Genomic DNA, 10991 nt, shown 5'->3' with positions numbered 1-10991 from the left:
GTCGCGGCCCGCATGCCGATCCTGTCGACCTTCCTGGGCCACTCAGGGGGGCCGGAGGCGACCTACTGGTATCTGCAAGCAACCCCAGAACTACTCGCCCTGGCCGCCGAGCGGCTCGAACACGATCGCAGGACATCATGACCGCGCTGGCTCCGATCATAGAGGCGTTCTTCACCGACCGGCTGATGACCCAGCAAGGCGTCAGCCCCCACACGATCGCCTCCTACCGTGACACCTTCAAACTATTGCTGGGCTACCTCCACTCCCGCACCGGCACGCTGCCGGCCCACCTGGATCTCACCGACCTCGACGCCGCCGTGATCGGGGACTTCCTGCAGCATCTGGAAGCGGTGCGGGGCAACGCCATCAGCAGCCGAAATACGCGCCTGGCGGCCATCCACTCACTGTTCCGCTACGCCAGTCTCCAGGCTCCCGAGCACGCGAACCTGATCAGCCGAGTGCTGGCGATCCAAACCAAGCGGACGACCACGACCATCGTGAATTTCTTGTCCCGCACCGAACTCGACGCCCTGCTCGCTGCTCCCGACCGCTCCACCTGGCATGGACGTCGCGACCACGCCCTGCTCGTCCTCGATGCCCAGACCGGGCTGCGGGTCTCCGAAATCACCGGCCTGACGGTCGATGATGTCCACCTCGGAACCGGCGCGCACGTCTACTGCCGGGGCAAAGGCCGCAAAGACCGGTGCACCCCGCTTACCGCTCACACCAAGCAGATCCTCACCAGCTGGCTCGACCATCACCGGCCATCAGCCGCCACCGCCCCGTTGTTCTGCACCCGAACCGGAGGCACGTTGTCACACGACGCAGTCGAACAGCTGATCAAAAGACACGCCGCCACGTCAGCAAAGACGTGTATCTCGTTGCAGGGCAAGAAGATAACACCACATACCCTGCCGCACTCCGCAGCGATGGAACTTCTCCATTCCGGCGTCGACATCACAGTCATCGCTCTCTGGCTCGGCCACGAGAGCCCGACCACCACCCGCATCTACCTGCACGCCGACATGGCCCTCAAAGAAAAAGCCCTCGCCCGAACCACTTCACCTGACACCACCCCGGACCGCTACCAGGCCCCCGACACCCTACTGGCATTCCTCGACCAACTCTGACAACCCATCGCAATGCCGCAGGCAGGCGCTGCCCACCTGCGGCATTGTGGTGCTCGTCGGCATTACCATCGGCTCGTCATAAGGCGTGCACACTGTCGGGGCGCAGCGCCAGTACACGGCACGGCCGACAGGATCGAAAACAGCCAGGTCGCGGTGTATCTCACCTACGCCACCCGCGCCGGGCACGCATTCCTCGACCGCGCCCTCTACCTGCCGAAGTCGTGGACGACCGACCCGGACCGCTGTGAGCAGGCCGGTCACCGCTCGCGCCACGATCGCGACGACCGCCATGGCGGCCACGGCCGTCGCGGTCTACGCGCCGATCGCGGTGACGTTGAAAACCTGGCGCAAGTTGCTCGCGTAGAGGCCGCCCAGCAAGTAGGCGGGGATTGCGAATCGAAATGCGAACTCGGAGAACGCTTTCGATGTCGATGAGTCGATGATCTTGCGGCGGGCGAACACGACACCCGCCCCGAAGATCAGCACGACCGGTGCCAGCTTTTCGATCGTGTCGACCATGCCGGTCACCGGCCGCTCCTCGCACCCATCACCACTGCCCTGACTCCTCTCACAGTTGCAAACCCCGAACTACCAGCAACCGCTCCAAGATCAGATTCGACCACAGCAATTCCGCGGTTTGGTTCGCAGGCCGGTGCGCATCGTCACCTTCCGCAGCCGATCGATGACCGGAATGATGAAATTCAGGCCCGGTTCCCGTATCTCGATGACCCGTCCGAGCCGGAACAACACGCTTTTTTTCATACTGGGTCACCACTCGAATCGACAGTGCCAGCGCGATCAACGCCACCACTGCCACAATGAGGCTTATTCAGGACGGTCATACGATTGGCCATCGACGCAGGTCAGAGCGGTGGGTCAGGAGCATCGGACTCTGAATAAGCCTCCATGACGATTACAACGACTACGTTCACTACTTCTTCTCCTCCCGACACGCATTCGCGTCGGCATACGACACAAGGTGATCGTCGGGGTCGTTGCCGGCGACAGCGGCGAGATAAGCTCGGTGGCCCGCGCTCGGCCACCACCGTCGTCGACGCGCTCGAGTCCGCGGGCCTCGTGGCTCGCACCCCCGATCCGTCCAACCGCCGCGGTCACCCTCACCGAGGCGGGCCGCGCCGCCCTGACCCAGATGTCGCCCGCGCGCCGGCAGGCCGCCGAGGAACTCTTCGCCGTGCTCTCCCCCGACCAGCGCGAAACCCTCCGCCACCTGCTGGCTACCCTCGACGCGAGCGCACCGACCGGCTAGTCGAGTGCGGTCCGCACCCAGTCCGCTTCGGCGCGGTCGTACTCCGCTTGCGCGGCGCGGATCGCGGCCCGGTGCCGATCGGCCCACGAGGTCAATCCCTGTAGGAACTCGTGGAGTTCGCGGGCGATATCGGTGAGGGTGTATTCGACCCGGGGTGGGACCGTCGGGTAGACGGTGCGGATGAGCAGTCCGTCGCGTTCGAGTTTGCGCAGGTTCAGGGTGAGCATGCGACGACTGATCCCCGTGATCGACCGCTGCAGCTCGGCGAATCTGACCGGGCCCTGCGCGACGGTGACCAGGATGCCTATCGTCCACTTCCGCGAAACATGGTCGAGCACTTCCGCGACCGGGCATGCCTGGTTGACCAGGACAGACTCATTGATGTGACTCTGTGACACGAAACTGCCTTCTTCCGCTGGTACAGATCGACGGCAACCATGTTTCCGGAACCAAATCACCCACGCACGCCGAGGAACTCACACACTATGCCGCGCACGATCCACCAGCTCATCGACACCGCCGAGATCATCGACACCGCCGTCGCCTACGCCACCGCTATCGACACCCGAGACTGGGACCTGCTCGGCACCCTGTTCACCGACGACGCCGTCTGGGAATACTCGGCCGCAGGCGAACGGGAATCCGGGCCAGCCGCCATCATCGCCAGGATCCGACCCAGCATCGAACGACTCGACAGCACTCAGCACATCAACACCAACCACCGAGTCATCCTCGACGGCGACGAGGCCGCGCACCACTGTTACTACCTGGCCCAACATCTCCGCCGCGGCACACCCGACGGTGAAACCTTCCTCGCCGCAGGCACGTACGAAGACCGGCTCCGCCGCACCGACACCGGCTGGCGGATCACCTCTCGCACCTTGCGCTCCACCTGGACGCAGGGCAACGCCGCCATCGTCCAGCCCTGACCGACAGCGCCTCGACCTGCTCGCGAAGGCGCCGCACCTACGCCTGCCCCGCGCCGCACACGATCGCCCGAAGACGTATCGGCGGATCGCGGCAGCCTGTCGTCGAAGGCTAGGCTGACCGCTTTGGCGGTACGAGCAAGGGCCAGACCGACAGGTGTGGGTCGTGGCACCTTGCAAACGTACCTTGATGAGCGCTTCCTGCTAGGGCCTGACGCTGGGACTCAGGTGCAGGCCTGCCAGTAGCCATCGACCGTCGCGCAGTACCGCGATGTGCGTACTCCGGAATCGGCCACCGGCCGCATTCCCCTGGTAGTCGGCCTCTTGGATGTGTCGGCCGATCGCGATCGCTGCTGTGCCGTAGTCGCGCACGCTGACCTCGTCCTGCCAGGTCAGGGATCGAGTGCGTAGGGCGCCGGTTCGGTAGCGGTCCAGCCACGCCGTCTTGTCGAGCACGAATCCGGCGGGCCCGACCAGGGCGAAATCGGCGGTGGACAGTTCGTCGAGAGCGGCAACGTCTTCGAGTTGTTCGGCCTCGGCCCAGCGCTGACAGAGTTCGCGCACCTGATCCTGGGTATTCATATCTCTCCTTCGATGGGTTGTTCGACCCGGCGGTATCCGGATCCGATGGATAGCTTCGGGGCGAGCTGGTCAGCCTGCGTTGCGATGCCCCGCCGCTCGACGGTTGATGAGTAGGCCCGCCGTAAGCGCGGCGAGGAATAGCAGCGCGGCCGCCCACGCGGCCGCGGTGGTGTAGCCGTGGACTACAGCCACGACCGGAAACTGCTGCGGGTGTCGGCTGAGGGACCGCCCAGTAGCACCCGCGGCCACGGTATTGAGGACCGCCACGCCTAACGAGCCACCGACCTGCTGGCCCGCGTTGACAGCGGCGGCGACCACCCCGGCTTGCCTAGGTGGCACGTCCGCGGTCGCAACGTTGATCGCAGGTGCGAAAACACATCCCATCCCCGCGCCGAGCAGTAACAGGGCAGGCAGCACGCCGGTGAAGTAGCGGCTGGTCGGCGTCAGCTGGGTGAGCAGCAGCATCGCGACGGCCGCAGCGAGCAGGCCGGGAACAATGAGTGCGCGTGGCGGCAGCCGGGTCGTCAGCGGTCCCGAAATGAGTTGCGCGGAGCCGAACACCGCCAGCGACAGCGGCAGGAAGGCCATCCCGGCACGCAATGGGCTGTATCCGAGCACCGATTGCAGGTAGTAGGTCAGAAACAGGGACAGCGCAAGCAATCCGGCCACCGCACTGGCCACCGTCAACCACGCCCCCGCCCGGTTCCGATCCTTGAACAGCGCCAGCGGCAGCAGTGGATCAGCGACCCTGGACTCCCACAGCCAGAACACCACCAACGCGACCGTTCCACCCACTAAAGAAACGAGCACCGACCCCGAAGTCCAGGCGGACGTCGCAGCCTGGGAGGCACCGAAGACCACTGCGGTGACACCAACGGTGATCAGAACCGCGCCGACGATGTCCAGTCTTCCCCGGTACGCCCCTCGATCGCCCGACAGCAGGTACCAGCCGCCCGCGATTACGGCGCCGACCAGAGCGATGTTGATGTAGCAGCACCAGCGCCAGCTCAGGGTCTGCGTGAGTAGCCCACCGAGCACCAGTCCGACGGCGCCACCGCCGCCCGCGATCGCACCGAAGACCGCAAATGCCTTCGCGCGCTGACGCGGATCGGTGAACGTCACGCTCACCAAGCCCAGCACCGTCGGCGCGAGCAGCGCGCCGAACACGCCTTGCGCCGCCCGCGCCGCCACCAGTACGGCGAGGTTCGGCGCGGCTCCCGCCACACCCGACGCGGCCGCGAACCCGGTCAGCCCCACCAGGAAGGCCCGCCTGCGCCCGAGCACATCGCAGACGCGGCCGCCGATCAGCAGCAACCCACCGAAGGCCAAGGTGTAGGCGGTGATCACCCACCCCCGATCGGAATCGGAAAACCCGAGGTCGGCCTGCGCGGACGGCAGGGCAACGTTCATCACCGTCGCATCGAGGGCAATCATCAACTGCGCCAACGAAACCACCACGAGCACGCTCCACCGGCGCGCACTTACCCGAGCCGACTCGTCTACATAACCAACCACGGGGCCCGAACCGACTCCCTCGAGATCCACCACGATCCTCCTCACCGAATCAGTTCAGGAAAGTTGGGCCAGTCTCGCCACGACCGCAGCCGCGACCGCCTTTTGGCCGACGATGCTCAGGTGCACGCCGTCGTCCAGATGGATTGCCGCGCCCGGTGCCGGCGTGGTGATCGAAATGGCGTCGACGGTCGGTTCCGGTAGCCCGGACACCAGGCGCGCGGTCTGCTCCATATCCGCAGCGACCCAGGCGATTTGGGCTCGCTGAAAATGCGGGAATGCGGCTGCCCGGCTTTCCTCGATCGCGATCGGAGTGAGCCAAACCCAGCGTGCCGCAGTGAGTTCGATGCCGCGGTCACGCAGTAACAGCAGATTGCGCGCCGTCTCCAGCGCGCTGACCAGTCTGGGGCCTTCGGCACCGCCCAGACGCTGGGCGTCGTTCGCGCCGAGCTGGCACAGCACCCAGTCGGGTCGGTGGAAGCTCAGGCTCGGCAGCACGCTCAGCGCTTGCGTTGTGGTGCAACCCGATACCGCCAGATTCGTCAGCTCGAGGGCGTCTTCAGGGCGTCGAATGGCCAGCAGCTGGCGCAGAATCTCGAACCAGGACAGGCGATCTGCGGTCGAACTCTCCCCCAAGGCAATGACATGCTGGCCCGATGCGAACGGGAGCCGGTCCACTTGCGCGGCCAACTCGGCATTCTCCAGCAACTCGATGGCAGCCTGTCGTGCCCGTTCGGTGAATCCAGCACGCAGATCGCGATATTCGACGGGATCGAGGCCGAAGAGCCCCGCGGTGCGTGCCTCGTCGAGCCCGTTCAGATAGGGCAGCACCTTCTCCGGCTGCTGGAATCGCACCAGCTTCTCGATCACTTCGGCATTCATATTCACTCCGTTTCGTTCCGGTCGATGACAGCGGTCGGGTGTGGGCGATGCGTCGGCAGTACGAAACCCGCGGCGATCAGCCACGCCAGTCCTGCGAATCGGGCAATTGGCAGCAGAAATGCCGCGCCGGTGAGGGTGAAGGTGAGGATGGTCGGTCCAGCGATCGCCCCGATCAGCACCCCGCTCCAGCCCAGCCGTGGCCCGAACGCCTGTCCGAGCACGCCAGACAGTGCCAACCCCACGATGAGCAGGCCGGCCGAGACGACATTGCCCGGGCCGCCGAGGAGAAACGCGAGAGTATGCAGGGCCCGCACCAACGCCGGGTCCGCGATGACTTCCGGCACGGTCAACACCCAGGTGACGATGGCGGAGCAGGCAAGGAACGCCGCAGCGAGCACGCCGCCTGCGAGGGTCACAGTGGCGCCCGTTGCCCGCAGGCCGAGGGTGTTCAGCCGGGCTGCCGCGGTCGCCGCGTAGATCACCAGCGGGATCGTGCTTGCAAACTGCAGTGTCGCACCGACCCGAACGGCATCGGGGTGGGTGGAGAAATACGCCAGCGCATCGGCGGCCGATCCGAACGGTGACGGAAATATGTCGCCTCCGGCAAGCACGGTACTGATGATGAGCCCGGCCACGAACAGGGCGGTGGTCATGATGGCGAGCACGCCGAGTGGCGGTTCGGATGGCGATTGCCGATGTCGCGTTTGCCCGGGCAAGGGTGGCGATTGCGCCATACCAGTCCATTCTCTTTACTGAATCATTCACTATAATGAACGATTGCGTGGTGTGTACGCTAGCGCAGTGACCGAAGCAAGGCAAGAGGGCGAAAACCACACACCACCACCGAACCCGCCACGCGCGGTGGCATTCCTGCTCGCCCAGATCGGCGCGCACGCGGCCCAACGATTCGCCGAACGCATCGCCGACCTCGGCCTCACACCCCCGGATGTGGGCCTACTCCGGCTGATCGCCACCAACCCGGGCCTCAGCCAACGCGCACTGGCCACCCAACTCGGCGTAGTCCCCAGCCGCGTCGTCACCCTCATCGATAGCCTCGACAGCAAAGGCCTGGTCGAACGCCGACGCAGCCCCACCGACCGCCGCAACCACGAACTCCACCTCACCCCCGCCGCCCAGCAACAACTGGCTCAGATGTGGCAACTAGCCAAAACCCACGAGACCGACCTGCTCGCAAGCCTCAACAGCAACGAATACCAACAACTCGCCACCCTGCTCGAACGCATCGCCGAGCAACAGCACCTAACCCCCGGCGTGCACCCCGGATATCAACGAATACCCCCCAGCGGGACGCCGAAATGACCTGCCGCATCACTGCGGCACGCCCTCCCGCCGCCGTCGCGGTTCCGCCAAGTACGGATCGACCGGCCCGCACGGCCACTGTCGTCACATAGTCACTCCCATTACCGTCGGCACAAATTTAGAGTCACAATAAACTTAGTGCGACAAGCGCGTCAACTGCTATCGTGAATGTGTGACGGAACTCGGCCTACGAGAGCGCAAGAAGCAGCGGACCAGGCAGCTGATCACCGAGACCGCACTGGCGTTGTTCGCCGAGCGCGGCTTCGACAACGTGGCAGTGGCCGAAATCGCCCGAGCAGCAGAAGTTTCCGAGGCAACCGTGTTCAACTACTTCCGCACCAAGGAAGCGCTGGTCTTCAGTGGGATGGAGGACTTCGGGGCTGACCTACTGGAGGCGATCAGCGCTCGGCCGCGGGGAGTGTCTGTGCTCACCGCGTTCGCCGAGTTCGTGGTGCAACCGAACGGCTTGCTGGCCGACAGTGACCCCGAGGCAATCGAGCGGCTCGCGTCGGCGGCACGGATGGCGGCAGACAGCACGGCGTTGCAGGCTCGCGAGCGGCAACTGCTCGACGAATACACCAGCAAGCTAGCCAAGCTGCTGATTGAGGAGACCGATACACGCGAAGGCGACATCACACCTTGGGTTGTGGCCAACGCGTTGATGGGCGTCCAACGAGGGTTGAAAGCGTATTTGCATCGCGAGGTGCTGGCAGGCAGACGCGGACAACCACTGATCCAGGACATGCTCACCCAAGGTAAGCGCGCGTTAGAACTACTCGAACACGGGCTGACGAGCTATCCAGAACAAGTCTCCGCACCCCCTGCCGACCGTCGCGACAGGAAGAAACGGGCAACGGATTGAGGTCCGGCCGCACCGATGTTATCGAGTGAGGTTCGACCCCGGGGCGCTCAGCGGTGGTGGTCCACGTCAGCGACAGTCGCGAACTCGCCGCTAGACAGCAGCACCGAGCTGTGGATGCCCGTGGCCGGGACGTTCGCGGTCGCGGGTCCAGCGCCGACTGCCACCGCATCCGTCGATCGGGGGCCGGAGATCCCACGCACAGACTCCGAAGAGCCTGTCGGAGCGACAGATGCAGGTGGGTCTGCGGTGATCCGCGGCAGGTCGGTCGACGCAGGCGGAATTCTGCCGCGCTTCACCCCACCGGGACTGTCGATGCTGTGGAACCGGCCGGGTGTGGTGAACTCCAGCTTCGCCACGTCGTCGGCGAAGTTCACGACATGTCTGATGATCTCGTCGCCATAATCGTCGAGCACCCTGGCGTAGCCCTTAAGCTCGTCGGGCTCGATGTGCTGGGGCACCACGAACGACCTGTCGGGTGGTGACACTCCCAGGGCACGGCTCGCGACGTCGACCCCGTTGATCATCCTGTCGATGGTGTACTCCAGAAGTTCCAGGGCCTCGGCAATCACACCGGCAACGACGTAACCCACCAGGCACTGCTGCATCTGATCACACAGCCGCCGCGCCGCCACAGTGACCGCTTCGCCGACACCGGCCAAGCCGGGCGTAGCCATGACAGCCGCGTAACTTGCAGCCAACGCCGCGAGTTCGATCAGGACCACGGCCTTCACCACGGCGATCACCTCCGCCGCCACATCCAATGCCTCCGCCACAACCTTGCACGCCCAGTCGAGCTCGACCACATACGTCGAACTCAAAGCGGCCCAGGTGGCGACCAGTCGCTCGCATGAGTATCCGGAATAGACCGATGCCATGTCCTTGACGACGCCGGACGTGGATGCGTAGGTGTTCTTGATGTTTGCAGCGAAGACACGCACCATGCCGACAAGCTGGCACACGTCGCCTTCGTCGATATCGGGATAAGGGACACCGCAAATGTCGAGGAAGAACGCGACCTCACGGGGAATCTCTACGGACACAGCCGGATCCTCGACAGACTTCGAATCAGGGTGCTCTTTCTCCTTCGCGAACGATAACGACACGGTTCCGACGATGCCGCACCATCGACCGATTCCTCACCAGCGAAGCGCACGAGGTTGCGTCGATCTCGCACCTCGCCCAGTCAACATAATATTTATGTTACTATAAATTTATTGCCGCTCTACGTCAACTGCTATCGTGAACAGGTGACGGAACTCGACCTGCCAGAGCGCGAAAGGCAGCAGACCGACCAGCCGCTTGATCGACGCTGTGGCTGCTTCTGCCGGCACCACGATGTCCTGCTCACCGGCGGCAACGACAGCCGCGGCGCTGGTGTCGATGGTTCCGGGTCAGACCTTGCTCTCGATGAGATGTGTCGCGGCACCGCTGATTCCGGCGGCTCAGATCTCGGCGGGGGTGCACAGTCCGGTGACCAGGATCAGCGGCGACCGGTTGGAGTAGTCGAAGGCAACCGGCAGCAACGCGGCCAGCGGGCTGGTCGGATCGATCACCCACCGCAACTCGACGCCGGTCTTACGCGCCCGATCGATCACCGACTCGATCCCTTTCTGGTCGTTGCCGAACTTGCCCGACCAGCACACCGTGCCGGTCTCATCGACCACGCACACATGATGGCTGGCCTTGCCGACATCGATCCCAATCCAAATCCGTTGACGCAAAGCAACTCTCACACTCCCGCCATCACATGCACAGCCCGTGCACAACCCCGCCATACGATGATCCGGTCACGGACAATCACGTTCCCGGTTCCGCTGGTGATGGTTGAAGGGTTCCGGGTGTATGGGTGAGTCGTTGCGCATAGATTCCGACCAGGCGCAGGCGCTGGTCAACGAACTCGCCGCGCTGGCCGATGCCGCACGGCAGGATCTGGCCCAGTTGAAGGACGCCCTGCAGCGGGAGCGTGCGTGCTGGGGCAACGACGAGCCGGGACGGATCATCGGCGACACCTACCAACAGGAGGCGAAGAAGGGCCTGACGGGCTTCCAGAACCTGGTCGACAACCTGCGTGGGTTGAGCGACGGGATTGTCGGCGTCACAACGACTTTCGCCAATCAGGACCAGGCAATCGCCCGCCAGATCAGCACGATCGGGCAGAACAACGACTCCGATTCGACCGGGCTCCCGTCGACCAGCCCTGCGGTCCAGCAGCCGGTAGCGCACAACGGTTCCACGCCCCGATCAGTGCCATCCTCCTACGGTTCTCAGTCGAACACCAACGGCAGGCGACGCCGCGCATGCGCACAGCCCGGCCGCGGGCCAGGGCATGAACACCGGTATCGCCGACACCTGCGACGTGTCCACTCGGTTGGCCGCGTGCTCACCGGGCACGCCGAACCGTCGGTGCTGAACGGCCCTGGCAGCAGCCGGGTTCACCGGTCGGCGACGTCGGGGTCGCGGTTCTTCGCGCAGGTCCAGCCGAGAGCTATTTGAGCATGCCGAAGGTGTGC

General features: G+C 64.7%; 15 protein-coding genes and 1 pseudogene. 7 read left to right on the top strand and 9 right to left on the bottom strand.

What is annotated here, in order from left to right; genetic code table 11:
* Nucleotides 1-137: 137 nt before the first annotated feature.
* Nucleotides 138-1130, top strand: a complete 993-nt coding sequence (locus ACV7NQ_RS21810; protein ID WP_463361356.1) for a tyrosine-type recombinase/integrase — start codon at nucleotides 138-140, stop codon at nucleotides 1128-1130.
* 82 nt (nucleotides 1131-1212) lie between these two features.
* Nucleotides 1213-1415 (top strand): annotated as a pseudogene (locus tag ACV7NQ_RS21805) (transposase); the annotation flags it as partial.
* Nucleotides 1416-1442: 27 nt separating this feature from the next.
* Here ACV7NQ_RS21805 and ACV7NQ_RS21800 read toward each other — a convergent pair.
* Both ACV7NQ_RS21800 and ACV7NQ_RS21795 read right to left on the bottom strand, forming a co-directional pair.
* Nucleotides 1443-1658, bottom strand: coding sequence for a hypothetical protein (locus ACV7NQ_RS21800; RefSeq protein ID WP_463361355.1), 216 nt, complete (start codon nucleotides 1656-1658; stop codon nucleotides 1443-1445).
* A 40-nt stretch (nucleotides 1659-1698) separates the two neighbouring features.
* Nucleotides 1699-1938, bottom strand: coding sequence for a hypothetical protein (locus tag ACV7NQ_RS21795; RefSeq protein WP_463361354.1), 240 nt, complete (start codon nucleotides 1936-1938; stop codon nucleotides 1699-1701).
* Between the two features lie 98 nt (nucleotides 1939-2036).
* Between ACV7NQ_RS21795 and ACV7NQ_RS21790 the strand changes: the two genes are divergently transcribed.
* Nucleotides 2037-2501, top strand: a complete 465-nt coding sequence (locus ACV7NQ_RS21790; protein WP_463361353.1) for a MarR family transcriptional regulator — start codon at nucleotides 2037-2039, stop codon at nucleotides 2499-2501.
* Here the strand turns inward: ACV7NQ_RS21790 and ACV7NQ_RS21785 are convergent.
* Nucleotides 2394-2795, bottom strand: a complete 402-nt coding sequence (locus ACV7NQ_RS21785) for a winged helix-turn-helix transcriptional regulator (protein ID WP_463361352.1) — start codon at nucleotides 2793-2795, stop codon at nucleotides 2394-2396. The genes ACV7NQ_RS21790 and ACV7NQ_RS21785 overlap by 108 nt on opposite strands.
* An 87-nt stretch (nucleotides 2796-2882) precedes the next feature.
* On the opposite strand from ACV7NQ_RS21785, the gene ACV7NQ_RS21780 reads away from it, so the two are divergent.
* The gene (locus ACV7NQ_RS21780; RefSeq protein WP_463361351.1) at nucleotides 2883-3326 is read left to right on the top strand and encodes a nuclear transport factor 2 family protein; all 444 of its coding nucleotides are present in this window, start codon (nucleotides 2883-2885) and stop codon (nucleotides 3324-3326) included.
* A 201-nt stretch (nucleotides 3327-3527) separates the two neighbouring features.
* Here ACV7NQ_RS21780 and ACV7NQ_RS21775 read toward each other — a convergent pair whose 3' ends face one another.
* From ACV7NQ_RS21775 to ACV7NQ_RS21760, 4 genes are all read right to left on the bottom strand, one after another.
* The gene (locus ACV7NQ_RS21775; protein WP_463361350.1) at nucleotides 3528-3905 is read right to left on the bottom strand and encodes a nuclear transport factor 2 family protein; all 378 of its coding nucleotides are present in this window, start codon (nucleotides 3903-3905) and stop codon (nucleotides 3528-3530) included.
* Nucleotides 3906-3974: 69 nt separating this feature from the next.
* On the bottom strand, nucleotides 3975-5363 hold the full coding sequence (locus ACV7NQ_RS21770) for a DHA2 family efflux MFS transporter permease subunit (RefSeq protein ID WP_463361349.1): 1389 nt from the start codon (nucleotides 5361-5363) through the stop codon (nucleotides 3975-3977).
* A gap of 111 nt (nucleotides 5364-5474) precedes the next feature.
* Nucleotides 5475-6299 carry an SGNH/GDSL hydrolase family protein gene (locus ACV7NQ_RS21765; protein WP_463361348.1) on the bottom strand — a complete coding sequence of 275 codons (825 nt, stop codon included), beginning with the start codon at nucleotides 6297-6299 and terminating at the stop codon, nucleotides 5475-5477.
* Between the two features lie 2 nt (nucleotides 6300-6301).
* A complete protein-coding gene (locus ACV7NQ_RS21760) occupies nucleotides 6302-6952 on the bottom strand; it encodes a hypothetical protein (RefSeq protein WP_463361347.1) in 651 nt (216 codons plus the stop codon).
* 148 nt (nucleotides 6953-7100) lie between these two features.
* Here ACV7NQ_RS21760 and ACV7NQ_RS21755 point away from each other — a divergent pair, with 148 nt between their 5' ends.
* Both ACV7NQ_RS21755 and ACV7NQ_RS21750 read left to right on the top strand, forming a co-directional pair.
* Nucleotides 7101-7619, top strand: coding sequence for a MarR family winged helix-turn-helix transcriptional regulator (locus ACV7NQ_RS21755; RefSeq protein WP_463361346.1), 519 nt, complete (start codon nucleotides 7101-7103; stop codon nucleotides 7617-7619).
* A 172-nt stretch (nucleotides 7620-7791) separates the two neighbouring features.
* A complete protein-coding gene (locus ACV7NQ_RS21750) occupies nucleotides 7792-8481 on the top strand; it encodes a TetR/AcrR family transcriptional regulator (RefSeq protein WP_463361345.1) in 690 nt (229 codons plus the stop codon).
* A gap of 47 nt (nucleotides 8482-8528) precedes the next feature.
* On the opposite strand, the gene ACV7NQ_RS21745 is transcribed toward ACV7NQ_RS21750, so the two are convergent.
* Nucleotides 8529-9521, bottom strand: a complete 993-nt coding sequence (locus ACV7NQ_RS21745; protein ID WP_463361344.1) for a WXG100-like domain-containing protein — start codon at nucleotides 9519-9521, stop codon at nucleotides 8529-8531.
* A 402-nt stretch (nucleotides 9522-9923) separates the two neighbouring features.
* Nucleotides 9924-10256: an IS110 family transposase gene (locus ACV7NQ_RS21740; RefSeq protein WP_463361343.1), complete on the bottom strand. Its 333-nt coding sequence runs from the start codon at nucleotides 10254-10256 to the stop codon at nucleotides 9924-9926.
* Between the two features lie 67 nt (nucleotides 10257-10323).
* Between ACV7NQ_RS21740 and ACV7NQ_RS21735 the strand changes: the two genes are divergently transcribed.
* Nucleotides 10324-10974 (top strand): WXG100 family type VII secretion target, encoded by a 651-nt coding sequence (locus ACV7NQ_RS21735; RefSeq protein WP_463361342.1) that lies wholly within the window; start codon nucleotides 10324-10326, stop codon nucleotides 10972-10974.
* Nucleotides 10975-10991: the final 17 nt, after the last annotated feature.

The sequence above is a fragment of the Nocardia sp. Tas62D01 genome, assembly GCF_055232035.1.
Note: the sequence above shows the minus strand (reverse complement) of the source record. Positions and strands in the feature narration are given on the sequence as shown.

What these genes read in the sequence shown, in the direction of transcription:
- ACV7NQ_RS21760 (WP_463361347.1), bottom strand. Translation starts at nt 6,952, where the DNA reads ATGACCACCGCCCTGTTCGTGGCCGGGCTCATCATCAGTACCGTGCTT.
- ACV7NQ_RS21735 (WP_463361342.1), top strand. Translation starts at nt 10,324, where the DNA reads ATGGGTGAGTCGTTGCGCATAGATTCCGACCAGGCGCAGGCGCTGGTC.
- ACV7NQ_RS21765 (WP_463361348.1), bottom strand. Translation starts at nt 6,299, where the DNA reads ATGAATGCCGAAGTGATCGAGAAGCTGGTGCGATTCCAGCAGCCGGAG.
- ACV7NQ_RS21790 (WP_463361353.1), top strand. Translation starts at nt 2,037, where the DNA reads ATGACGATTACAACGACTACGTTCACTACTTCTTCTCCTCCCGACACG.
- ACV7NQ_RS21780 (WP_463361351.1), top strand. Translation starts at nt 2,883, where the DNA reads ATGCCGCGCACGATCCACCAGCTCATCGACACCGCCGAGATCATCGAC.
- ACV7NQ_RS21775 (WP_463361350.1), bottom strand. Translation starts at nt 3,905, where the DNA reads ATGAATACCCAGGATCAGGTGCGCGAACTCTGTCAGCGCTGGGCCGAG.
- ACV7NQ_RS21810 (WP_463361356.1), top strand. Translation starts at nt 138, where the DNA reads ATGACCGCGCTGGCTCCGATCATAGAGGCGTTCTTCACCGACCGGCTG.
- ACV7NQ_RS21740 (WP_463361343.1), bottom strand. Translation starts at nt 10,256, where the DNA reads ATGGCGGGGTTGTGCACGGGCTGTGCATGTGATGGCGGGAGTGTGAGA.